At 43.5% G+C, this 25,460-nt stretch carries 21 protein-coding genes; 17 read left to right on the forward strand and 4 right to left on the reverse strand.

Going from position 1 to position 25,460, the window contains the following annotated elements:
- The first annotated feature begins 395 nt into the window (after positions 1-395).
- The 9 genes from rpoC (at position 396) to tuf (ending at position 14,797) form a co-directional block, all read left to right on the forward strand.
- A complete protein-coding gene (gene rpoC / locus DUK53_RS15315; protein WP_036094382.1) occupies positions 396-4,010 on the forward strand; it encodes a DNA-directed RNA polymerase subunit beta' in 3,615 nt (1,204 codons plus the stop codon).
- Positions 4,011-4,326: 316 nt separating this feature from the next.
- The gene (locus DUK53_RS15320; protein ID WP_036133356.1) at positions 4,327-5,313 is read left to right on the forward strand and encodes an aromatic acid exporter family protein; all 987 of its coding nucleotides are present in this window, start codon (positions 4,327-4,329) and stop codon (positions 5,311-5,313) included.
- Positions 5,314-5,372: 59 nt separating this feature from the next.
- The gene (gene pbp4, locus DUK53_RS15325) at positions 5,373-7,403 is read left to right on the forward strand and encodes a penicillin-binding protein PBP4(5) (RefSeq protein ID WP_036094380.1); all 2,031 of its coding nucleotides are present in this window, start codon (positions 5,373-5,375) and stop codon (positions 7,401-7,403) included.
- Positions 7,404-7,545: 142 nt separating this feature from the next.
- A complete protein-coding gene (locus DUK53_RS15330) occupies positions 7,546-8,325 on the forward strand; it encodes a gamma-glutamyl-gamma-aminobutyrate hydrolase family protein (protein ID WP_036094378.1) in 780 nt (259 codons plus the stop codon).
- Between the two features lie 18 nt (positions 8,326-8,343).
- Entirely contained in the window at positions 8,344-9,981 is a 1,638-nt protein-coding gene (locus tag DUK53_RS15335) for a peptide ABC transporter substrate-binding protein (protein ID WP_036133360.1), read from the forward strand.
- Positions 9,982-10,239: 258 nt separating this feature from the next.
- Positions 10,240-10,653 carry a 30S ribosomal protein S12 gene (gene rpsL, locus DUK53_RS15340; protein ID WP_036094375.1) on the forward strand — a complete coding sequence of 138 codons (414 nt, stop codon included), beginning with the start codon at positions 10,240-10,242 and terminating at the stop codon, positions 10,651-10,653.
- 29 nt (positions 10,654-10,682) lie between these two features.
- A complete protein-coding gene (rpsG, locus tag DUK53_RS15345) occupies positions 10,683-11,153 on the forward strand; it encodes a 30S ribosomal protein S7 (RefSeq protein WP_036065477.1) in 471 nt (156 codons plus the stop codon).
- Positions 11,154-11,228: 75 nt separating this feature from the next.
- Positions 11,229-13,319: an elongation factor G gene (fusA, locus tag DUK53_RS15350; protein ID WP_036094373.1), complete on the forward strand. Its 2,091-nt coding sequence runs from the start codon at positions 11,229-11,231 to the stop codon at positions 13,317-13,319.
- Positions 13,320-13,609: 290 nt separating this feature from the next.
- The gene (gene tuf / locus DUK53_RS15355; RefSeq protein WP_036094372.1) at positions 13,610-14,797 is read left to right on the forward strand and encodes an elongation factor Tu; all 1,188 of its coding nucleotides are present in this window, start codon (positions 13,610-13,612) and stop codon (positions 14,795-14,797) included.
- A gap of 78 nt (positions 14,798-14,875) precedes the next feature.
- Here tuf and DUK53_RS15360 read toward each other — a convergent pair whose 3' ends face one another.
- The 4 genes from DUK53_RS15360 to DUK53_RS15375 form a co-directional block, all read right to left on the reverse strand.
- Positions 14,876-15,856 (reverse strand): polyprenyl synthetase family protein, encoded by a 981-nt coding sequence (locus DUK53_RS15360; protein WP_036133364.1) that lies wholly within the window; start codon positions 15,854-15,856, stop codon positions 14,876-14,878.
- An 18-nt stretch (positions 15,857-15,874) separates the two neighbouring features.
- Positions 15,875-16,411, reverse strand: coding sequence for a flavinylation system FAD exporter subunit EetB (eetB, locus tag DUK53_RS15365; protein WP_036060247.1), 537 nt, complete (start codon positions 16,409-16,411; stop codon positions 15,875-15,877).
- Positions 16,412-16,441: 30 nt separating this feature from the next.
- Complete coding sequence (locus DUK53_RS15370) at positions 16,442-16,879, reverse strand: NusG domain II-containing protein (RefSeq protein ID WP_036094369.1); 438 nt, start codon at positions 16,877-16,879, stop codon at positions 16,442-16,444.
- 114 nt (positions 16,880-16,993) lie between these two features.
- A complete protein-coding gene (locus DUK53_RS15375; RefSeq protein WP_036094368.1) occupies positions 16,994-18,877 on the reverse strand; it encodes an FAD-dependent oxidoreductase in 1,884 nt (627 codons plus the stop codon).
- Positions 18,878-19,273: 396 nt separating this feature from the next.
- On the opposite strand from DUK53_RS15375, the gene pplA reads away from it, so the two are divergent.
- The 8 genes from pplA (at position 19,274) to rplW (ending at position 25,428) form a co-directional block, all read left to right on the forward strand.
- Positions 19,274-20,176, forward strand: a complete 903-nt coding sequence (gene pplA, locus DUK53_RS15380) for an extracellular electron transfer flavoprotein PplA (RefSeq protein ID WP_036094366.1) — start codon at positions 19,274-19,276, stop codon at positions 20,174-20,176.
- A gap of 162 nt (positions 20,177-20,338) precedes the next feature.
- Complete coding sequence (locus tag DUK53_RS15385; RefSeq protein WP_036094456.1) at positions 20,339-21,415, forward strand: FAD:protein FMN transferase; 1,077 nt, start codon at positions 20,339-20,341, stop codon at positions 21,413-21,415.
- A gap of 15 nt (positions 21,416-21,430) precedes the next feature.
- Positions 21,431-22,387 carry a 1,4-dihydroxy-2-naphthoate polyprenyltransferase gene (gene menA, locus DUK53_RS15390; protein ID WP_036094365.1) on the forward strand — a complete coding sequence of 319 codons (957 nt, stop codon included), beginning with the start codon at positions 21,431-21,433 and terminating at the stop codon, positions 22,385-22,387.
- A gap of 21 nt (positions 22,388-22,408) precedes the next feature.
- Positions 22,409-23,209: an FAD export ECF transporter transmembrane subunit FmnA gene (gene fmnA, locus DUK53_RS15395; protein ID WP_036133367.1), complete on the forward strand. Its 801-nt coding sequence runs from the start codon at positions 22,409-22,411 to the stop codon at positions 23,207-23,209.
- Between the two features lie 315 nt (positions 23,210-23,524).
- Positions 23,525-23,833, forward strand: a complete 309-nt coding sequence (rpsJ, locus tag DUK53_RS15400) for a 30S ribosomal protein S10 (protein ID WP_036065498.1) — start codon at positions 23,525-23,527, stop codon at positions 23,831-23,833.
- A 31-nt stretch (positions 23,834-23,864) separates the two neighbouring features.
- Positions 23,865-24,494: a 50S ribosomal protein L3 gene (gene rplC / locus DUK53_RS15405; RefSeq protein ID WP_036080292.1), complete on the forward strand. Its 630-nt coding sequence runs from the start codon at positions 23,865-23,867 to the stop codon at positions 24,492-24,494.
- A gap of 26 nt (positions 24,495-24,520) precedes the next feature.
- Entirely contained in the window at positions 24,521-25,144 is a 624-nt protein-coding gene (gene rplD, locus DUK53_RS15410; protein WP_036080294.1) for a 50S ribosomal protein L4, read from the forward strand.
- Positions 25,144-25,428 carry a 50S ribosomal protein L23 gene (gene rplW / locus DUK53_RS15415; RefSeq protein WP_036094361.1) on the forward strand — a complete coding sequence of 95 codons (285 nt, stop codon included), beginning with the start codon at positions 25,144-25,146 and terminating at the stop codon, positions 25,426-25,428. The genes rplD and rplW overlap by 1 nt, the downstream gene beginning before the upstream one ends.
- The last annotated feature ends 32 nt before the right edge of the window (positions 25,429-25,460 follow it).

Genomic DNA, 25,460 nt, shown 5'->3' on the forward strand with positions numbered 1-25,460 from the left:
TGTTAGGGGGCGCAGTGAAAACCCTCTTTTGTTTTTTGCGGAGGCCACGAAATTTCCGAGAGGCTGGCTCTTGAAGCTGGATTCAATAATATAAAGCTGAAAGCGCCGTTTTCCTCAAGAAGGTGGTGCAAGATGCTGAAAATAGAACATGAGTAACAAAAACATTAGACGAGTAAAAAGCGCCTAACCGTCTTTTGAACTTTCGGGTAAGACGTAAATTCTGCTTCACACAAATCGAGCGAAAGCGATTGTATTTCGTCAATTTTGTGGAAGCCGGAAGCGGAGTGTACTCGTGTACATGAGAACCGGAAGTCCGCAAAATTGGCGGAGTGCGATCGCTTGTCGCCGATTTATTTGGGATAGGCTACTCATCAAAAGTAGGAGGTAGACCACTAGTGTTAGATGTGAAAAATTTTGAGTATATGAAAATAGGTCTTGCGTCTCCAGATAAAATTCGTTCATGGTCACACGGAGAAGTTAAAAAACCAGAAACAATCAACTACCGTACGCTGAAACCTGAGCGCGATGGTTTGTTCTGTGAAAGAATCTTCGGACCAATGAAAGACTGGGAATGTTCTTGTGGGAAATACAAACGTGTTCGCTATAAAGGCGTAGTTTGTGACCGTTGTGGCGTTGAAGTTACGAAGTCCAAAGTTCGTCGTGAACGTATGGGACACATTGAACTTGCTGCACCAGTAACACATATTTGGTATTTTAAAGGTATTCCAAGCCGTATGGGACTTGCACTTGACATGTCACCGCGTGCGTTGGAAGAAGTCATCTATTTTGCTTCCTATGTTGTAACAGAACCAGGCGATACACCGCTTGAAAAGAAACAGTTGCTTTCAGAAAAAGAATACCGCGTTTACCGTGAGAAATATAGCCAATCGTTCCAAGCAGGAATGGGCGCTGAAGCAATCAAAAAACTTCTCTCAGACATCCAACTTGAAAAAGAAGTAAATGGCTTGAAAGAAGAATTGAAATCGGCGCAAGGACAACGTAGAACTCGTGCGATTCGTCGTTTAGAAGTTCTAGAAGCGTTCCGTCATTCCGGCAATGATCCAAGTTGGATGGTGCTTGACGTGCTTCCAGTTATCCCGCCAGAAATCCGCCCAATGGTTCAACTTGAAGGTGGACGTTTTGCGACAAGTGATTTGAATGACCTTTATCGCCGTGTTATTAACCGGAATAACCGTCTGAAACGCTTGCTTGATTTAGGTGCGCCTAACATCATCGTGCAAAATGAAAAACGGATGCTCCAAGAAGCAGTCGATGCTTTGATTGATAATGGTCGTCGTGGCCGTCCAGTAACAGGACCAGGTAACCGTCCACTTAAATCACTGTCTCACATGCTAAAAGGTAAACAAGGTCGTTTCCGTCAAAACTTACTAGGTAAACGTGTCGATTATTCTGGTCGTTCCGTTATCGTCGTAGGTCCGAACCTTAAAATGTACCAATGTGGACTTCCAAAAGAAATGGCACTCGAACTATTCAAGCCTTTCGTTATGAAAGAATTGGTTGGTCGTGGCCTTGCGCATAACATTAAGAGTGCAAAACGCAAAATCGAACGCTCTTCACCTGAAATTTGGGATGTATTAGAAGAAGTTATTCGTGAGCATCCAGTACTTCTTAACCGCGCACCTACTCTTCATAGACTAGGTATCCAAGCTTTCGAACCAACACTTGTTGAAGGCCGTGCGATTCGTCTGCATCCGCTAGTATGTACAGCTTATAACGCCGATTTTGATGGTGACCAAATGGCTGTCCATGTTCCACTATCTGCAGAAGCACAAGCAGAAGCGCGTATTTTGATGCTTGCTGCCCAAAACATTTTGAACCCGAAAGATGGTAAACCGGTTGTAACACCTTCTCAAGATATGGTACTCGGTAACTACTACTTGACGCTTGAACGTGAAGGTACAGTTGGTGAAGGTACGGTATTTACGGATATTAACGAAGCACAATTAGCATACCAAAACGGTTATGTTCATTTGCATTCGCGTATCGCCGTTGTTGCAGGCTCGATTGACAACGAAAGATTTACCGACGAACAACGCAAACAACTATTAATTACGACTGTTGGTAAACTGATTTTCAATACCATTTTGCCGACGACCTTCCCATATATTAACGAACCGACAGATTACAATCTGGAAGTGGAAACGCCTAAGAAATATTTCGTGGATACAAACGTTGACGTAAAGAAACACATTCAAGAACAAGAAATCGTTGACCCATTCAAGAAAAAAATCCTAGGAAACATCATCGCAGAAGTATTCAAAAAGTTCCATATCACAGAAACGTCTCGCATGCTCGATCGCATGAAAGATCTAGGTTTCAAAATCTCTACAAAAGCCGGTATGACAGTTGGTATCGCGGACATCTTGACGCTTGAAGAAAAGCATGACATTCTTGAAGAAGCGCATGATAAAGTAGAGAAAATCACCAAAACATTCCGTCGTGGTTTGATTACCGATGACGAAAGATATGAACGTGTTATTGCTGTCTGGAATGAAGCGAAAGACGTTATCCAAGGCAAACTGATCTTGAGTTTGGATCGCTTAAACCCGATCTTCATGATGCAAGATTCCGGAGCTCGTGGTAACATCTCCAACTTTACACAGCTAGCAGGTATGCGTGGTCTGATGGCCGATCCATCTGGACGTATCGTAGAACTTCCAATCACATCGAATTTCCGTGAAGGACTAACTGTCTTGGAATACTTCATCTCGACCCATGGTGCGCGTAAAGGTCTTACCGATACAGCCCTTAAAACAGCCGATTCAGGTTACCTTACTCGTCGTTTGGTTGACGTGGCGCAAGATGTTATCATTCGTGAATATGATTGTGGCACTGACCGCGGTCTTGAAATTGAAGCTATCCGTGAGGGTACTGAAATTATCGAGCCGTTGGAAGAGCGTTTGGAAGGTCGTTATGCACGTAAATCAATCAGACATCCAGAAACAGGCGAAGTTATCGTCGCTGAAAATGACTTGATCACAGAGGCTAAGTCTCGTCTTGTTATTGAAGCTGGCATTGAAAAAGTAACCATCCGTTCTGCATTCACATGTAATACAAGACATGGTGTATGTAAGAAATGTTATGGTAAAAACTTGGCAACAGGAACAGAAGTCGAAGTCGGAGAAGCCGTTGGTATTATCGCCGCGCAATCTATCGGGGAACCAGGTACACAGCTTACAATGCGTACGTTCCATACAGGTGGGGTAGCCGGAGACGATATCACGCAAGGTCTTCCACGTATCCAAGAGATTTTTGAAGCACGTAATCCTAAAGGTCAAGCGATTATTACCGAGGTGGAAGGTGAAGTTGTTTCTATTGAAGAAGCACGCGATCGCCAACAAGAAATCGTGATACAAGGTAAAGATGAAGACCGTCGTAGCTACAGTATTCCTTATACTGCACGCCTTCGCGTTAAAATCGGAGACATTGTTGACCGTGGGGAAGCACTGACTGAAGGTTCGATCGATCCGAAAGCATTGATCCGCGTTCGTGACGTCCTTTCCGTACAAGAATATCTACTTGCCGAGGTACAAAAAGTTTACCGGATGCAAGGGGTTGAAATCGGCGATAAACACGTGGAAGTTATGGTTCGTCAAATGTTACGTAAAATCCGTGTAATGGACACTGGTGATACAAACATCTTGCCAGGAACATTAATGGATGTACACACATTTACCGAGTCTAACCGTGACGCATTACTTGCCGGCAAACAACCAGCAACTGGACGCCCAGTCTTGCTAGGTATTACAAAAGCATCCCTTGAAACAGATTCCTTCCTGTCCGCAGCATCCTTCCAAGAAACAACCCGCGTTCTTACAGATGCAGCAATCAAAGGTAAAACCGATGAATTGCTCGGCTTGAAAGAAAATGTTATCCTAGGAAAACTGATCCCAGCCGGTACAGGTATCCACCATTACCGCAAACTGAAATCATCCGTACTAGGAAAAGAACAAGAAGTAGCAGAATTAGAAGAATCGAAACATATTTAAAAATTAGATGCTAAGCGTGCCCGTCAGGACTGAAAGAACTTGGAGTCGCCGCAATAAAAATCCTCTTTTGATTTTTGTGGAGGGGATGAAAGTTCCGAAGGCCTGGCACGCGAAGCTCGATAGAAAACATAAAGAGTCACCTCCGAATTATTATTTCGCAGGTGGCTCTTTAATTATGAGTAACCAGAGCGGAAAACTACATACCATAAAGGAACGCCCCTAGAATATTATTTTAGATTCTGCGACCACCCCGGCTTTTTAATTCCTAATACATAGTGTAAAATAGATAACGATAATAAAAAAGAGGTGAAAGGCTTTGAAAATTGGATTGCGCACGGTGAAAACAGCTGTTGGCGCGACGCTTGCTATCCTGATCGCTGAATGGTGGGGTCTTGAATACGCCGTCTCAGCAGGTTTAATCACAGTTCTAAGCATTCAAAATACGAAAAAAGGATCGATACAACTCGCGATGCAGCGGGTATACTCGACGGTAATTGCGCTAACGATATCCGCGATTTTCTTCTTGATATTAGGCTTTAACGCGATCGCATTTGGCCTTTACTTACTCGTGTTTATCCCAATCGCAGTGCGGCTCAAAGTGACAGACGGCATCGTTGTAAGCTCGGTACTCGTGACGCACATTTTAGTGGAGCAGTCGTTATCACTCTTCTGGTTTACGAACGAGATGCTACTCATGACTGTCGGCGCGGGGATTGGTATATTACTGAATTTATACATGCCAAAAATGGATACAGAAATGAAACAGCAACGCCAAAAAATTGAATCTGCGATGCGCCAAATTTTCTTTTGTTTTGCGCAGGATTTGAAGCGAGAACCGCTCTATTTGGATGAGAAAAGGCTGATTAAGCAGTTGGCAGCGTACTTGGCGGAGGCCAATGAGCAGTCGCGGCGGCATGTGGATAATCAGTTATTTGCGGATTCGCGGTATTATATTAAGTATATTGATATGCGAACGGTACAATTACGCGTGATGCGGCAGATGAGTCAGTCGGTGCGCGAAATTAGTATTTTGACAGAGCACGCGGGAAAAATGGCGAGTTTGGTTGAGAAAACAGCGCTATCCCTCTCAGAGCAAAACCCGGCGGAAGATTTAGTAGCAGATGTGAATCAGATGCTTGCTGATTTTCGCAAAAGTGAGTTACCGAAGACGAGAGAAGAGTTTGAAGGGCGCGCGTTGTTGTTTCAATTTCTCAATGATTTGCGCTATTTGTTAGAATTAAAACGCGATTTCGCGAAGCAATTTGGAGAAGGTAAAGAATTAGTAAAGATTAGTGCTGGTTGAGCCATCCTTTGCTATAATAAAGAGGCAGTCAAAACGAGGTACAAAATGGAGGGAACAAGGTGCGTAGACAAAAAAAGAGTAACAAGAAATGGATTTGGATCAGCCTTATTGTTGTGTTAGTTCTTGCTATTGGCGGGGGCGCGACCTATTATTTCATGAACAGCAGTGCGAAGAATGAGAAAATGGCCAACGAAGCCGCGGAAAGTTTTACGACCAATGTTAAAAAACAGAATTTCACGAAGCTGTCGGATGATGTGACGAAAAAATCATTGAAGACGAGCGGTTTCACAGCGAAGGAAATGGAAGCGAAATATAAAACTGTTTTTACGGGCATCGACGCGCGTGATATCAAGGTTTCCGACTTGAAAGTGACGCCTGATGATGCGAAAAATAATTATAAATTGACGTATAGTCTGGAAATGACGACGACGCTTGGTGAGATGGCGAAGCAGAAATATAGTGCGACCATTTCGAGTGAGGATGACGCTTGGAAAGTGGACTGGCAGCCGAATTTAATTTTTCCAGGGATGGTGAAATCGGATAAGGTTCGCTTGACGACGGATGAGGCGAAGCGTGGTCAGATTCAAGATGTGAACGGCAAAGGGCTCGCGATTAACAAGAACGTGAGCGAGGCTGGAATTGTTCCGAATGATCTTGGTGAGGGCGAGGCTAAGACGAAAAACTTGGAGGCCATCAGTAAGAAATTCGATATTCCTGTCGCTGATTTGGAGAAGAAATTGTCGCAAAGCTGGGTGCATCCGGATACGTTTGTGCCGATTAAGGTGTTGACGACGGGCTCTCCTGTGCAGATGACGGGTGTCAGTTACGCCACGATTGAAACGCGGTACTACCCTCTAAGTCAAGCGGCAGCGCATTTAATCGGCTATGTTGGCGAAGTGAGCGCGGAGGATATCGAGAAAAATAAATTGCTAAACGCTGGCGATCTGATTGGAAAAGCTGGATTGGAGCGTTATTATGACAAAGCATTGCGTGGTGTGAACGGCGGCCGTATCTTGATCGTGAATGACGAGACGAAAGAGGAAACTGTTCTGCAACAAAATGAGAAGAAGGATGGCGACACGATTAAGCTGACGATTGATAGCCAAATCCAGCAAAATGCGTTTAACGCGCTAAAAGGTGAGGCTGGTTCTGCGACGATTATCAACCCTACAAATGGGAATCTCGCGGCACTTGTGAGTTCGCCGTCCTATGATACGAATCAGATGGTAGCGGGAATTTCTAGTGAGGATTATAAGAAATATACCGACGATAAAAAACTGCCATTCCTAGCTCGTTATGCGACGCGTTACGCACCGGGTTCTACTTTTAAAACAATTACGGCAGCAGTTGGGCTTGAAAATGGCACGACAAAACCGGATAAAGTTCGTGAAATCTCTGGTTTACAGTGGCAAAAAGATAAATCGTGGGGCAAGTATTTTGTGACACGTGTGCATGATATTCCAAAAGTGAGCATGGTGGATGCGCTCGTAAACTCGGATAATATTTATTTTGCACAAGAAGGTTTGGAAATGGGAGAAACGAAATTCCAAGATGGCCTGAAAAAATTCGATTTTGGCGAAGAATTTGATTTACCATTCAACATGGAATCAGCGCAAGTTTCCAATGACGGCATCAAATCGGACATTTTACTCGCGGATACGGCTTATGGGCAAGGGGAATTATTGATGTCTCCAATCCAGCAAGCAGTGGCCTACACGCCATTCGCAAACAACGGCAAAATGGTTTATCCGAAGTTGACGGCAACACAGGAGACGAAGGCAGCGAAAGATTCGATGAGTGCGGGGACAGCGAATGCCGTCAAATCAGCGCTCGTTCAAGCTGTTTCGAAACCTGAGGGAACCGCGCATAAACTCCAAATCGCAGGGCATAATATCGCTGCGAAAACGGGAACGGCGGAATTGAAGCAAAAACAAGGCGAAAGTGGTCTGGAAAATGGTTTCTTGCTCGCGTTTGATAGCGACAAACCGGATTACCTCGTGTTAGCGATGATCGAAGACGTAAATGGTCGCGGTGGTAGTGGGCTCGTGATTGATAAGATGAAACCGGTGATTGAATCGTTTTATAAGTAATGCTAGGGAAGCTTGAGAGGTCTTTGTGACTTTTCAGGCTTTTTTGTGTAATCACTTTACTTTACTATTTGAACGAGGTATAATAAGTGAAATATTAATTCCGAGTAAATAGATGCGAATTAAAAAAAGGAGGGTGAAGCGAATGACGGCGATTATTGGTATTTCGGCAGCACAATTGACAGAACAAGTCCCGAATACGATTTCGCGTAACGGCACGTACGTTGGCGGGGATTACGTATCGGTTGTTGCGAAGAGCGGGGCGGCCCCATTTGTTATTCCGGTGACGGATACGCGATTGGTGACGACTTTTGTGGATCAGATTGATGGGCTCATTTTGTCAGGCGGTCAGGATGTTTCACCGGCTTTATACGGCGCGGATTCCCAAGCGAAACTTGGCGCTATATGCCCAACGCGCGACCTATTCGAGTTGGCGCTTTTGAAAGAGGCATTGCTACAAAAAAAGCCGATTCTGGCGATTTGTCGTGGTGCGCAGTTGTTGAACGTAGCGCTTGGTGGGACGCTGCATCAAGATACGAGCTATATTGAAAACGCGAATTTAGCGCATATGCAGCAGGACGGGGCCACGCGAGCGACGCATGACATTCAGATTGCCAAGGCATCGCGACTCCATAACATTCTCGGAAACACAGCGCGCGTCAATTCGTTTCATCATCAAGCGGTTGATAAACTAGGAACAGGTTTGAAAATCACGGCTACTGCCCCTGACGGCGTTGTGGAAGCGATTGAAAAGGAAGGCGCGCCATTCGTTGTCGGTGTTCAGTGGCACCCAGAGCTGATCGCGGAACGGGACGCATCGATGCAACACCTTTTTCGAGACTTTGTGAAAAACGCGGAGCTGGGCGCGCTAAAGCAGTTTTACAATGCACCGGCTAATTTTAAAAAGAGAGCTACTTTACGTTAGCAAAAGGGAGGAAACAACATGAAAAATGGGATACTTATCGCGATGATAGCGCTAATCGGTGTTGTCATCGCAGCGTGTGGCGGGGGAAATACGTACAAAGAGAAGGCCAGCGGGGATGCCGGACAGTCGATCAAAGTCACGTCCGCAGGCGAAATCGCTACGCTTGATAGCGCGCTATATAGTGACACGTTCAGCTCGGATGCAATCGGTCAAATTTCGGAAGGCTTATATCGCGTCAATCCAGACAATGACGCCGAACTAGGCATTGCCAGCGCGGAACCAACTGTGAGTGCCGATAAAAAAACCTACACATTCCAACTGCGCGATGACGCCAAATGGTCGAACGGTGATCCAGTCACAGCCGCCGATTTCGTTTTTGCATTCCAAAAAGTAGTTGATCCAAAAACGGCATCACCGAGCTCGAATCAACTGGACGTCATCAAAAACGCGAACCAAATCCGCAATGAGAAAGCATCACCAGACACACTAGGCGTCAAAGCAATCAACGACAAAACACTCGAAATTACACTCGAAAACCCAATTCCATACTTGCCAAAACTACTTACAGGAACGCCATTTTTGCCACAAAATGAGAAATTCGTGACATCCGCAGGCTCGAAATACGGCACATCCGCCGACACAGTCCTATCCAACGGTCCCTTCTTATTAAAAGACTGGTCAGGAATCGGCACATCATGGACCTACATCAAAAATAAAGACTACTGGGACGCGAAAAACGTAAAATTAGACAAAGTCGCTGTCCAAGTCGCTAAAGACACCGGAGCAGGCGTAAACCTCTATAAAACCGGTGACGTCCAATACACCGCACTAACCGACGAATTCGTCCAACAATACAAAGACGACAAAGCCTACCATTCCAAAGAAAAATCGCTCATCGGCTATTTAGGATTCAATGAAGACCGCAAAGCAACGGCTAACGTCCACTTGCGCAAAGCCCTCTCGATGGCGTTTGACAAAGAAGCCTACACAAACACTGTTCTAGGCGATGGCTCCAAAGCACTGAACGGCTACATCCCATCCGGTTTTGCCAAAGATCCGAAAACCAACCAAGATTTCCGGGCAGAAAATGGCGATTTCGTCACGTTCGACCCTGAAAAAGCGAAATCAGAATGGGCGACAGCCAAACAAGAGCTCGGCGTCGACAAACTCACCCTAGAAGTCCTATCCTCCGACACAGAAGTCTCCAAGAAAACCGTCGAATTCCTACAAAGCGAAATCGAAAAGAACCTACCAGGCGTGACGATCAAACTAAAAAGTGTCCCGCTAAAAAATCGCTTAGCACTCACGACAGCAGGAGATTACGATGTTTTCTACGGCACATGGACGCCGGATTACAGCGACCCCATCAACTTTTTGGAAGTATACCAATCAGATGGCGGTTTAAATTTTTCGAAATATAACAACGCGACCTATGATGCAGGGTTGAATGATGTCAAACAGGCCTACGCAACAGATCCTGAAAAGCGTTGGGACAAGATGCTCGAACTGGAAAAACAATTAATTCAAACAGATGCCGTTGTCGCACCATTCTATCAAGGAGCCTCGGCGTACCTGTTAGATCCAGCTGTCAAAAATGTACAAATCTACCCGTTTGGCAGAAACATCTCTTACAGGCTCGCATACGTCGCGAAATAAGCCATAAGCATAATAGCTGAAACCAACGATTCTGTCGCTGTTTTCGGCTATTATTTTCTATCTAAACAAACATAGTCGAAATGCTTGACAATCCCCCACGAAGAATGGTACTATATCCAAGGTGCCTCTTCCTTCGTGACGAGGTATAGAGAATAGAAACTGTTGCTAGGAAATATCCTGTCAGCAATTTTATTTTAAAGAAAAAATGAACCACCTGGATGTGTGGCTCTAGAAAAATCGGAAGGAGGAAACCAAAAAATGCCTACAATTAATCAATTAGTTCGCAAACCGCGTCAATCTAAATCTAAGAAATCTGATTCTCCAGCACTTAACAAAGGCCTAAATACTTTCAGAAGATCATTAACAGACGTATCATCTCCACAGAAACGTGGTGTATGTACTCGTGTTGGTACAATGACTCCGAAGAAACCTAACTCGGCGCTTCGTAAGTACGCTCGTGTACGTTTGACTAACGGACTTGAAGTAACTGCTTATATCCCAGGTATCGGACATAACCTACAAGAACATAGTGTTGTACTTATTCGCGGAGGACGTGTTAAAGATTTACCGGGGGTACGTTACCATATCGTACGTGGTGCTCTAGATACAGCTGGTGTTGAAAATAGAGGACAAAGCCGTTCTAAATACGGAACGAAAAAACCTAAAAAATAAACTAAACTTAGATGAAAGGAGGATATCCAATGCCTCGTAAAGGTCCTGTTGCTAAACGTGACGTATTACCAGATCCGATGTACAATTCGAAATTGGTAACACGTCTAATCAATAAACTTATGATTGATGGTAAACGCGGAAAAGCGCAAACTATCATTTATTCTGCTTTTGATATCATCGCGCAAGAAAGTGGAAAAGACCCTATGGAAGTATTTGACGAAGCAATCAAAAACATCATGCCAGTTCTTGAAGTAAAAGCTCGCCGTGTCGGTGGTGCTAACTATCAAGTTCCGATTGAAGTTCGTGCTGATCGTCGTACAACTCTAGGTCTACGTTGGTTAGTTAACTATTCACGTCTTCGTGGAGAGAAAACTATGGTAGAACGTCTTGCACACGAAATTCTTGATGCATCTAACAATGCTGGAGCTTCCGTTAAGAAACGTGAAGATACACATAAAATGGCAGATGCAAACAGAGCATTCGCTCACTATCGCTGGTAAGATTCGTCTTATCCGCGCGACTAGGTCAACGCTTGTTGCCTAACTAAATCGTTAATAATGGAAGGAGAAATACCCATGGCTAGAGAGTTCTCCTTAGAAAAGACGCGTAATATTGGTATTATGGCTCATATTGATGCTGGTAAAACCACTACTACAGAGCGTATCCTTTTCTATACAGGGCGTATTCATAAAATTGGTGAAACACATGAAGGTGCATCACAAATGGACTGGATGGAACAAGAACAAGAACGTGGTATTACGATCACATCCGCTGCGACAACTGCGCAATGGAAAGGTCACCGCGTAAACATTATCGATACACCAGGACACGTAGATTTCACTGTTGAAGTTGAACGTTCCCTTCGTGTATTAGATGGTGCTGTTGCAGTTCTAGATGCACAATCAGGTGTTGAACCACAAACCGAAACAGTTTGGCGCCAAGCAACTACTTACGGGGTTCCTCGTGTAGTATTTGTTAACAAAATGGATAAAATTGGTGCTGACTTCTTGTACTCAGTAGGTACATTACATGACCGTCTGGATGCAAATGCACACCCAATCCAATTACCAATCGGTGCGGAAGATACTTTTGAAGGTATCATTGACTTAGTTGAGATGAACGCTTTGTATTATCTTGATGATGTAGGAAATGATCCTGAAATTCGTGAAATCCCAGCTGACTTAAAAGAGCTTGCTGACGAATATCGTGGCAAACTTATCGAAGCTGTTGCTGATTTAGATGAAGATCTAATGATGAAATACCTTGAAGGTGAAGAGCCTACAAAAGAAGAGTTGAAAGCTGCAATCCGTAAAGGAACGCTAGCTGTAGACTTCTACCCTGTTGTATGTGGTACAGCATTCAAAAACAAAGGTGTTCAACCGATGCTTGATGCAGTACTAGATTACCTTCCAGCGCCAACTGATGTTGCTGCTATTAAAGGTATTTTACCAGATACAGAAGAAGAAGCAGAACGTCATCCTGATGATAACGAACCATTCTCTTCTCTTGCGTTTAAAGTTATGACTGACCCTTATGTTGGTCGTCTTACTTTCTTCCGCGTTTACTCAGGTACTTTGAACTCAGGTTCTTACGTTCAAAACTCATCTAAAGGTAAACGTGAACGTGTTGGACGTATCCTTCAAATGCACGCTAATCACCGTGAAGAGATTTCGATTGTATATTGTGGTGATATCGCTGCTGCTGTTGGTTTGAAAGACACAACTACTGGGGACACGCTATGTGATGAAAAGAATCAAATTATCTTAGAATCCATGGAATTCCCAGAACCAGTTATCTCGGTTGCTATTGAGCCTAAATCAAAAGCCGATCAAGATAAAATGGGTCAAGCTCTTGCAAAACTTGCAGAAGAAGATCCAACATTCCGTACAGAGACTGACCAAGAAACTGGTCAAACAATCATCTCTGGTATGGGTGAGCTTCACTTAGATATCCTTGTAGACCGTATGCGTCGTGAGTTCAAGGTAGAAGCTAACGTGGGTGATCCACAAGTTTCTTACCGTGAAACATTCCGCCAAACTGCCCAAGTCGAAGGTAAATTCGTTCGTCAATCCGGTGGTCGTGGACAATATGGTCACGTTTGGATCGAATTCGGTCCTAACGAAGAAGGAAAAGGCTTTGAGTTCGAGAACGCTATCGTTGGTGGTGTTGTTCCACGTGAATACATCCCAGCAGTACAAGCAGGTCTTGAAGGCGCACTAGGAAATGGTGTGCTTGCAGGATACCCGCTAATCGATATTAAAGCGAAATTATATGACGGATCTTACCATGATGTCGATTCCAATGAAATGGCCTTTAAAGTGGCTGCTTCTATGGCTCTTCGTAACGCGGCTAAGAAATGTAGTCCTGTCATCTTGGAACCAATGATGAATGTTGAAGTAATTGTACCTGAGGATTACCTTGGAGACATTATGGGTAACATCACATCTCGTCGTGGTCGCGTAGATGGTATGGAAGCACGCGGTAACGCTCAAGTTGTTCGTGCCTTCGTTCCACTTGCAAACATGTTTGGTTACGCTACGTACCTGCGTTCAAGTACGCAAGGTCGCGGAGTTTATACGATGCAGTTTGACCATTACGAAGAAGTTCCAAAATCCGTTGGTGAAGAAATCATCAAAGCTAATGGCGGAAATAACAAAGAAGACTAAGATCAGCGAATCGACAAACGCTCATCTCCGTCGTTAATTCCTGCGTTCCGGTGCTCACGTACCGATGTACGCTCCGCTCCGGTACTCGAAATTGCCTAGAATCTAAGCATTTGTCGATCCGCTGAGGTGTAGCGTTACAGGCAAGTTTGGCGTATGAAATGAACGGTTAGCCGATTGGATTGATTGCAAACTTTTGTTGTATCCTGTATAACTATAGTAACAAGATTCGCGCGGATTTGTTTCCGCGTGTTATCAATAATTTTTTTAAACATTAAGGAGGAAATATTAAAATGGCTAAAGAAAAATTTGACCGCTCAAAACCCCATGTTAACGTTGGTACTATCGGACACGTCGATCATGGTAAAACTACTTTAACAGCTGCAATCACTACTGTACTATCTAAAAAAGGTTTTGCAGAAGCTTCTGCATACGACCAAATCGATGGTGCTCCAGAAGAAAGAGAACGTGGTATCACAATCTCTACTGCTCACGTTGAGTATGAAACTGAAAACCGTCACTACGCACACGTAGATTGCCCAGGACATGCCGATTATGTTAAAAACATGATCACTGGTGCTGCGCAAATGGATGGTGGTATCTTAGTAGTATCTGCTGCTGATGGTCCAATGCCACAAACTCGTGAGCACATCTTGCTTTCACGTCAAGTTGGTGTTCCTTACCTTGTTGTCTTCATGAACAAATGTGACATGGTGGATGACGAAGAATTACTAGAATTAGTTGAAATGGAAATCCGTGATCTATTAACTGAATACGAATTCCCTGGTGACGATATTCCAGTAATCAAAGGTTCTGCTCTTAAAGCTCTTCAAGGTGAGCCAGAGTGGGAAGAAAAAGTTAACGAACTTATGGACGCTGTGGATAGCTATATCCCAACTCCAACTCGTGACACTGACAAACCATTCATGATGCCAGTTGAGGATGTATTCTCAATCACTGGTCGTGGAACTGTTGCTACAGGTCGTGTTGAACGTGGACAAGTTAAAGTCGGTGACGAAGTTGAAGTTATCGGTCTTGTTGAAGACACTAAGAAAATCGTTGTAACTGGAGTAGAAATGTTCCGTAAGTTACTTGATTACGCTGAAGCAGGCGACAACATTGGCGCACTTTTACGTGGTGTAGCTCGTGAAGATATCCAACGTGGCCAAGTATTAGCTAAGCCAGGTTCGATTACTCCTCATACAGTTTTCAAAGCTGAAACTTATGTTCTATCAAAAGAAGAGGGTGGACGTCACACTCCATTCTTCAATAACTACCGTCCGCAATTCTATTTCCGTACTACTGACGTAACAGGTGTTGTTACACTTCCAGAAGGTACTGAAATGGTTATGCCTGGCGATAACGTTGAAATTTCAGTAGAACTAATTGCACCAGTTGCGATTGAAGAAGGTACTAAATTCTCTATCCGTGAGGGTGGACGTACTGTAGGCGCTGGAGTAGTAGCGACTATCTCTAAATAATATCCATTTAAAAATCCGGTTCCTCGTTTGGGGAGCCGGATTTTTTTGCCATAAAAAGAAACATTTAATCCGCGTGGACTAAATGTTTCTTTTTAAAATAGAAGATGTGAGGCCGTACATTTGATCACGATAATCGCCAGCTGGGAGTTGCTTGATTTCCCGGAGCGCTTTTTTGGTGTATTTATCGGCTAGTGTGAAGGCTTGCTCCACGCCTTTGTATTTTGTGATGAGTGCGAGTAGTTGTTCCAAGTCTGCATCGGACATATCAAGCTGTTTTTCGAGTAGTGGCTGGAATTCCGATTGGTGTTTCTGCATGGCGTAGATGAGTGGAAGTGTGTAGACGCCTTGTTTGACGTCGTTTAACACAGGTTTTCCGAGCCCGTCATCGGAGCTTGTATAATCCAGCACATCGTCGATAATCTGAAAAGCCATGCCTAGATAGTGGCCGATATTCCAGGCGTTGCGTACTTGAAAACGAGTGGCTTTACTTTGAGATGCGCCGGAAAAAGTACTCAGCGCGAAAAGTTGCGCCGTTTTCCCGGAAATGCGCGACAAGTATTGGCGCACCGTCACATCGATATCATAGCGCATCCGCATTTGATCAAGTTCGCCCATCAGGATTTTTTCGATGTTTTTGCTGTTAAATTCGATGTTTTCAACCGAGCTAGCGTGACTCGATAAAATTTTAAAACAGATGCAAAATAAATAATCACCGGTATAAACTGCGTAATTGCGTCCGTATTTCGAGTGAATCGTCGGAATGCCGCGTCTAGTCGGCGCATCATCCACGACATCATCATGGATCAGCGTCGCCATATGTAGAACTTCTAGGGCGCCGGCAACAGCGATAGCGCGATCACGATCCCAGTCAGGACCAATCTGAGCCGCGAGCATAGCGTAAGCAGGGCGTAGCAGTTTGCCGCCAGCGTGAATCAAATCTTTCACGTTTTTCTCGACTTGCTTATCTCTGATTTGGATACTTTTTTCGATAGTTGTGAGTACATCTTTCAAATCGGTTTGCAGATTTGGATAGGCGTCCCACATCGGGTGAAGTTGCATAATTCATCCTCATTTCGCTTAGTTTTGAATAGGTTCATTCGTTTTATTGAAAGCACGTAGCGTCTGTACATTTTTAATTAAATAATTGGCCGCGATTCCGACCGCAATCCCTGATAGTATCCCGATAAACGAGAGGACAGGCAGGTAGAGCATGACGTTCCAACTGCCAGCGATCCAACTTGCAATCACGAGCTGACCGACATTATGTAGAATCCCGCCAGTCGTACTGACACCGATAATGCTGACACGCTTAGGCCCCAGTTTCTTCACCAACCACATACCGCCAAAACTCAAAATCGCTCCGGCCGCGCTATACATAAACGTCGAAATCGTCCCGCCGAGCAAGGTAGCGAGTACCAGCCGAATACAAACAATCATAAAAGCGTCTTTCGTGGATAGCGTGTACAAGGAAATACACGTAATAATATTCGCCAAACCGAGCTTGGCACCAGGCGCGAAGGCGAACGGGAATGGTATCGCGCGCTCCAACAAGCTAATGACAACCGCCTGAGCGGCCAGTAAAGCAATATAAACTAAACGCTTATTTTTAGTCATGCACACACCTCCCATTTTTCAAAATTAATCTTAAGACGGAATAACAATCCCATCGTCCGGCTCCGTCTCACCAGTTGTGGACTGCACTTCAATCACGACCTTATGTGGCAAACAAACGATGGTCTCGCCGAGTTTCCCAATCGCGCCAACACGGACGCAAACTTGGTCATTACAATTCGCCGCACTAATCCGAATCCGCTCATCCTTCACTTCAATCTCGTTGTAATCCCCATCATCCGCCGTCACCTTAAACGTATCAACGCCTGTATGACCGGTCAAATCGACGCGCTTAAACTCTTTGCCATCGACTTTAATCACCGCGACCAACTTCGACTCCGAGCCAGCTGGTGGGGCAGGTTCTTGAGATTTCGCGTAAGTAAAAATAGCTAGAGGCAGAAAAGAAAGCACGGTCAAAAGCACAATGATAATAACATCCCAACGCTTCACCATATGTAAATATTCCTTCACGTTTCTTTTCCCCCTCTAACTAGCTTTATGTTCATTGTAATACACTAAGCCAAAAATATATAGCGAAAGGCAGTTTTTTTCGGCTGCCTTTCGCTATGAATGAATCGTATAAAATTACTTGTCGCGGTAGATGGAACTTTCCTTGCCGTACCACCAGCGCCCAAGATGTTTCTGTAACCAAGGCATAGCCCAATAATCTAAACCAAATGTACGTCCAGCGCCATTTAGTAAAGCGATCGAAGCAGGTAACGCCCAGAATTTGTCCCAACCAAGCATAGCGCAGAGTGTGAACATAACTAGGAATCCAGCGCTTCCGATACTAGCTAACCAAGTGAATAGACCAACAACAAGCGCAAGACCGATTGCAAGTTCTACAAACGGAACGACTTTTTGCATGAAAAGAGCAACGTCGAGGTTTGGCATGATAAGTTTCATGATCCATTCAAACCAACCAGGCATATGCGCAAAAATTGGTGTTGTTACGTTTGTTGCAGCAGCACCAGCAGCATCGCCGGCCGCTTGTGACGCGCCAGATGTTGCGTCTGTTTGTAACCACTCGAATGGCATTTTTGAAGTTGTCGCAGTTAACCATGAATCAGGTCCGAGTCCTTGGAATAACGGTTTTAAGTTCGTCAGGCTAACTTTATCCCACGTCGTTTCACCGTAAATCTTAGAAAGAGCCTCGTCAACCCAGAACCAACCGACATAAATACGAAGCGGCAATGTCCAAAGTACGTTACCATAACGAGAAGTCCAACCGCGGAAAATATTCCGATTATCTCGAATATGGAAAAATTCATGGGAAACGTATTGCGCCATATAATAACCACTACGGATTCCAAAGAAGTAGTAAAGGTTAACCATGTGTTTCATGAAAATCGCGAACCAACCGTGCAAGCGTAATCCACCTAGGTTAGCGACGCCATATTTGGAGCCAATCGAAACCATGACACCGTGATATTTCCCTTTATACGCTTCTTTTTCCGTCCCGCTGATTTCTGAGATGATACTTTTAGCAGCAGTCATCCCGGTTTGTTCAGCAGCTTCAACGATTTGAGGAGTCGGTTTGCCTTCTTCCTCTTCATAATAAGCCAAGTCACCTATAACGTACGTGTTTTCGAACTTCTCAGCTTCCATGTATTCATTAACTTTCAAACGACCAGCACGCGCTGTTTCCATACCGTAATCTTTCGTATCAGAATTCGCACGAACCCCAGCAGTCCAAATTAATGTATGCGTTGGAATTTCTTCGCCAGATTTCAAAACGATGCTTTCCGCTTTAACTTCAACGATCGCAGCATCTTTCAGAATCTTGATGCCTTTTTTCAGCATGAAGTCTTCCGCTTTTTGAGCATCTTTCCGATCTAGCATGTTCAGAATCGTTGGTGCCGCTTCGACAACAATCAATTCAATCTCAGAAACATCGACCTTATTATCTTTCGCAAGACGCGTTTTCCAGTCAAGCAATTCTCCAACCATTTCGATCCCAGTAAAACCAGAACCACAAATAGCAAAAGTAAGCATGGCTTTGCGTTTCGCCACATCTTGTTCTTCCGATGCGTCATGCACAACCGTTTCGATATGTTCGCGCAACTTCACCGCGTTTTCCCAAGACCAAAGCGTGAATCCGTGTTCGCTAACACCAGGCGTTCCGAAGTCATTAGGCTCGCCACCCATACCAAGAACGAGGTAATCAAACGGATAGCTACCATTTTCGGTCGTTACCGTTTTCGTTTCGTGATCAACGTGCGTTACGTTGTCCGTCACTAATTTGACTTTCGTACGATTAAACAAATGACGCAAATCATACTGTATCGCTGTTGGCTCAACACGTCCCCCAGCTACTTCGTGCAACTCAGTCATCATCGTATGATAGGAATGTCTATCAATCAACGTGATGGTTACTGATTCGTCTCTCTTGTACTTTTTCGCTAATTTCTTAGCCGCATGTACACCTGCATATCCCGCCCCTATTAAAACAATATTCTTTTCAGGCATATGCTTTCTCAACTCCTTGTAAGTATATTCACAAAAATTATAAGTCCTGCGTTCCAAAACATTATAGTAATAACCTAACCCAGTTTAACAGATAGAACAAAGGCTGTCTAGGGTCTTTACCCTCAAAAAATGAGAAACAAACGCGAATTAATAGGTGAAAACCTTCACAGGGCAACAAACCCCATTTGAGTGGGAAAAATTTAAAAAAATCATTGCAAAATAAGAACGTAATCGCTTTCTGAAAATTCTTGGTTTTCGAATCATGCATACTGTGTGTAGACAAATTGAGACAATAATGTTATATTTAAGTGGAATTAAGGTGAGCTTGTTGATTTCGTGTCAATTTTATTGTTCATGTCATCACAAGTAATATTTTAAAAGGTGGGAGCAAATTTTATGAAGAAGAAAAAGTTGGTAATGGCCCTGACGGCAGTAATGGCTTCAAGCATGTTGTTAGTAGCGTGTGGTAACGACAATAGTAGCGATGGTGACAGTAAATCCAGCGACACGAAACAAACAGATACAAAGAAAGCGGACGCTAAAACAGATGGTACAATGACAGACGGTACTTACAAATTGCAAGAAAAGAACTTTGACGACAAAGGTTGGAAAGCCTTCATGACGATCACAGTTAAAGATAATAAAATCACAGAATCTGATTACAACTACAAAGATAAAGACGGCAAGCTAAAAACAGACGATGCTGACTATGAGAAAAACATGAAAGCTAAAGTAGGCACAGGCCCACAAGAATACATCCCAGCTTTGAATGATTCTCTAGTTTCTAAACAATCAGCTGCAGATGTAGAAGTAGTAACAGGAGCAACACATTCTTCTGATACATTCATCAACTACTCTAACCAATTGATTCAAGCGGCGCAACGTGCTGACACAGCGACAATTGAAATCAACAATGGTGCAGATTTACAAGATGGTAAATACTCATTAGAAGAGCAAAACTATGCTAACAACTACCGTGTCGTGTTCAACATGGAAGTAAAAGATGGCAAAATCACGACATCTGACTACAACTATGTGGACAAAGATGGCAAGTTAAAAACAGACGACGCTGACTACGAGAAAAACATGAAAGCAAAAACTGGCGTAGGTCCACAAGAATACATCCCGACATTGAACAAAGAGTTGGTTTCTAAACAAAATCCAGCAGACGTTGCGGTAGTAACTGGTGCGACACATTCATCTGACGCATTCAGAATCTACGCAGCACAACTTTACAATGCAGCGCAATCTGGTAACACAGATATGATTAAAGTTTTCAATAAAGTTGACTCTGAATAAGTAAAATAGCAAGGAACGAAGAAGGGCTTCAGGGCGAAAACTCTGGAGCCTTTTTTGTTGGGGTTACTCGACTTCCTTGACAATGATGCGAATCACCGATACATTAAAATAGCGACAAAGCCATATTATATTTCATTCCAAACAAGGAAAGGTGCAATCCAAATGAAGAAATTTTATATTTTAATCACGCTCATGCTTTTAGCGGTCGTTGTTACAGCATGTGGGAACGACGATACGAAGAAAAGCAGCGCATCAGAAGATAATGATTCAGAAATACTTGCCCAACCATATACAAAAACCGATTTTTTAATGGGGACAATCAATGTAGTTAAAATTTACGACAAAGGAAAAGAGGACGTCCTTCTCAAAGCCTTTGACCGAATCAAGGAGCTAGATAAGCAGATTACGACGAGCGATAGCGGTAAAACTTCTGAAGTAGACAAGGTGAACTTGGCTGCCGGTAAAAACCCTGTGAAGGTGAACGATGATGTTTACTATCTTATTAAAGAAGGCTTGAAATATAGCGCGAGCTCAGGTGGTAGCTTCGACATCACGATTGGCCCGCTGACTTCTCTATGGCACATCGGTTTTGATGACGCGAGAAAACCGAGCCAAGCAGAAATCGACGCAGTTTTGCCACTAATTGATTATAAAAAAGTGAAGTTAGACGATGCTAAAAAGACGGTTTACCTAGAAGAAAAGGGCATGGAGCTTGATCTCGGCGCTATTGCTAAAGGTTACATTGCAGATGAAGTAGCCGATGTGTTAGATGAAAACAAAGTAACGACAGCGATTATTGATCTCGGCGGAAATATCATCGTGAAAGGTGACAGTCCTAAAGGTGGCGACTGGGTTGTGGGTATTCAAGATCCATTCGAATCACGCGGTACAGTCATTGGTACGATTCCAGAAGCCAACAAATCCATCGTTACATCAGGGATTTACGAGCGTTTCCTAGAAGTAGATGGAGTGAAATACCACCATTTACTCGATCCGAAAACAGGTTATCCATTCGACAACGACATTGCAGGTGTGTCCATTGTCTCTAAGAAATCGATTGACGGCGACGGCTTGTCCACAGCGACATTCTCCAAAGGCATCCAAGGCGGTATGGACTTCATCGAGACATACAAAGGCGTCGAAGCGATTTTTGTAAGTAAAGAGAAAAAGGTATACATCACGTCTGGCTTGCAAGGGAAGTTCAAATTAACAGATAAGAATTTCAAAATGGCGAATTAAAAAGGAGTGTCAGAAGTGTCGATACCAGCATTTTTGAAATTGGTAGAAATCCAGACGAAGATTGCGAGTGTTTTTCCATTTATCATTGGTACGTTATTCGCGGTATATCAATATGATTTATTTAATTGGGAGAACACGCTGATTTTCTTTGGTTCGATGTTGATTTTCGATTTAACGACAACGGCAATTAATAACTATATGGACTACCGGAAAGCGACGAACAATCACGATTATGACTACAGGACGACGAGTAATGTCATCGGTCAAGAACGAATATCGGAAAAAACAGTGATCATCACGATTTTTGTCATGTTTTTAATCGCGACAGGACTCGGTGTCTGGCTTGTTGTAGAAACGGATTTACTAGTCCTGCTGGTCGGATTCGTCTGTTTTTGCATCGGGATTCTATACACGTTCGGCCCAGTCCCATTGTCGCGCATGCCGCTTGGAGAAATTTTTTCTGGCGTGACGATGGGGTTTGGTATCGTGTTTCTAGCGATTTACGTGAATGCCTACGATGCAGGAATCGCAAACTTGATTTGGTCAGGCGAATGGGTTACTGTGAAAGTGAATATAATAGAAGTTATCCGAATCGCCGTCGTGTCCTTGCCGTGCATTTTCACGATAGCCAACATCATGCTAGCCAATAACATTTGCGATTTAGAGGAAGATATCCGGAACCACCGTTACACGTTGCCATACTACATCAGCAAAAAATACGCGGTAATCTTGTTTAATGCGCTGTACTATGCCTCTTTTGCGGCGATCATCGTTTCCGTCATCATCGGATTCCTTAGCCCAATCATGCTAGTAACGCTACTCGCGATTATCCCGGTATTTAAAAATTTACAGAAATTCAACGCCGAGCAAATCAAAGCGAAAACATTCGTCATCTCCATCAAAAATTTCGTTGTCATGAACAGCGCAATTGTCGTTTGTCTCGCCGCAAGTTTAATCTTCAAATATATATAATGAGAAAAGAGGGGATTTCTGATGCTTGATAAATTAATATTTGGGCGCTTTATGCCTGGGGAATCCCTTATCCATCATTTAGACGCAAGAACAAAACTGATCGCCGGTTTTTACTTCATCGGCATTCTATTTCTAGCGAACAACTGGCAAACCTACGCGCTACTAACGCTTTTCTCGTTTTTAGTGATTTTCATGACCGGCATATCGTATCGCTTTTTCATTAAAGGAGTGAAACCGCTAATCTGGCTAATCCTTTTCACGGTATTACTACAAGCTCTATTCACGAGCGGCGGAACGATCTATTTTAGCTGGGGACCATTTGCCATCTCCTCATTCGGCATAATCAACGGCATATACGTGTTCGTCCGGTTCGTGCTGATAATCTTCATCTCGACGGTAATCACGCTGACAACGACACCTATGGACCTGACAGACGCCATCGCTTACATACTACGGCCATTCAAAATTTTCAAGATGCCAGTCCAAGATATTGCCCTAATGATCTCCGTAGCTTTGCGATTCATTCCAACTTTAATGGAAGAAACCGATAAAATCATGAAAGCCCAGCGAGCAAGAGGCGTTGATTTTGGCGAAGGGAACCTATTCGAACAAATGAAAGTCGTCGTGCCCATCTTCATCCCGCTATTCGTCAGCTCCTTCAACCGAGCCGAAGACCTAGCAGATGCAATGGAAGCAAGAGGATACCAAGGCGATAAAAAAAGAACCCGATTCCGTATCCTGCATTGGCACTGGTGCGATTTAGTAGCAGCTCTCGTATTGGTTGTCCTAACCACGGCGCTTGTGACGCTAAGAATTTCATAATAAGCAATGACAAAAAGGCTATGAATCAACCCGACGATTTGCAGCCTTTTTGCATGCCTAAAAATCACAAAATCAGCAATAAAAAAGTTTTTTCACAAAATCGTTGAAATTACTAGGGCGGACGTGTATAATAGATAAAGTGCAAATGAACAGGCATTGCTCTGTCTATTTCGTGCAACACCCCCACTAGTTGGGGCTGTAGATGTGATGAAGTGAGAGGTTGCTGACACACCCGGCCGCTTTGCCATGGCGAGTGTCCAGGAGATTTTCACGGAGAATGTCTATTTTAAAAGTAGGCGAGAAGGAGGGAAAATAATGGCAAAACAAAAAATTCGTATTCGTTTAAAAGCGTATGATCACCGTATCTTGGATCAATCGGCTGAGAAAATTGTAGAAACTGCGAAACGTTCTGGTGCTTCTGTATCTGGTCCGATTCCACTTCCAACAGAGAAGTCAATCTACACAATCTTGCGTGCGGTTCATAAATACAAAGATTCACGTGAGCAATTCGAAATGCGTACACACAAACGTTTAATCGATATCGTTAATCCAACACCACAAACTGTTGATAGCCTTATGCGTTTAGACTTACCAAGCGGTGTGGACATCGAAATCAAACTATAATAAAAATCCAAAATAACAGGAGGTGTGACTCATGACCAAAGGAATCTTAGGTAGAAAAGTAGGGATGACACAAGTTTTCACTGAAAACGGCGAACTTATTCCAGTAACAGTTATCGAAGCAGGTGCTAACGTAGTACTTCAAAAGAAAACAGTTGATACGGACGGATATGAAGCAATTCAAATCGGTTTCGAGGATAAACGCGAAAAATTGTCAAACAAACCCGAAAAAGGTCATGTAGAAAAAGCCAATACTACTCCTAAGCGCTTCATTCGCGAATTACGCGATGTAAACTTAGACGAGTATGAGATTGGTGCAGAAATTAAAGTAGACGTATTCGCAGAAGGTGACATCGTTGACGCGACAGGCGTATCGAAAGGTAAAGGTTTCCAAGGTGTTATTAAACGTCACGGACAATCCCGTGGCCCAATGTCCCATGGTTCTCGTTACCATCGTCGCCCAGGTTCAATGGGTCCCGTAGCACCTAACCGTGTATTCAAAAATAAATTACTTCCAGGTCGTATGGGTGGAGATCAAATCACTATCCAAAACCTAGAAATCGTCAAAGTTGATGTTGAGAAAAATGTTCTTTTAGTTAAAGGAAACGTTCCAGGAGCTAAAAAAGCACTTATCCAAATCAAAACAGCTAACAAATCAAGATAATTTAATTGGAAAGGAGGACTAACAAAATGCCCAACGTAGCTTTATTGAAACAAGATGGAACAAAAGCTGGCGAAATTACACTTAACGATACTATTTTCGGTATTGAACCAAATGAAAAAGTGGTTGTTGATGTAATTTTGAGTCAACGAGCTTCCTTACGTCAAGGAACTCATAAAGTAAAAGGCCGCTCAGAAGTACGCGGCGGTGGACGTAAACCATGGCGTCAAAAAGGTACTGGTCGTGCCCGTCAAGGTTCGATTCGTTCCCCACAATGGCGTGGAGGTGGAGTCGTATTCGGCCCAACACCACGTAGCTATGCTTACAAATTACCTAAGAAAGTTCGTCGTTTAGCGATCAAATCGATCCTTTCTTCTAAAGTAAAAGAAGAGAGCCTAGTAGTATTAGAAGGTTTAACTTTCTCTGCTCCTAAGACTAAAGAATTCACGGCTTTCCTTAAAAATATCTCTGTAGATACAAAAGCATTGGTAGTAGTAGCCGATGAAAGTGAAAATGTAGAACTATCTGCACGTAACTTACAAGGCATTAAAGTTATTCCAGCTCAAAGTATCTCAGTACTAGATGTTGCTAAACATGATAAGTTAATTATCACGAAAGCAGCTCTTGAACAAGTAGAGGAGGTGCTTGCATAATGGATGCACGCGACATCATTAAGCGCCCAATTATCACTGAGCAATCAACAAGTGTTTTAGACGACAAGAAATATACATTTGAAGTTGATACACGCGCTACTAAAACGCACGTAAAAAAAGCTATCGAAGAAATTTTCGAAGTGAAAGTTGCGAAAGTAAACGTAATGAACTACAAAGGTAAAATGAAACGTATGGGCCGTTACGCTGGCTATACAAACAAGCGTCGTAAAGCTATCGTGACACTTACTGGCGATAGCAAAGAAATCCAATTTTTCGAAGTTTAATACTTCCATGAATTGAACTAATAGAGGAGGGA

This window comes from Listeria sp. SHR_NRA_18 (genome assembly GCF_003856515.1).
In the GTDB taxonomy this organism is placed as follows: Bacteria; Bacillota; Bacilli; order Lactobacillales; family Listeriaceae; genus Listeria_A; species Listeria_A newyorkensis.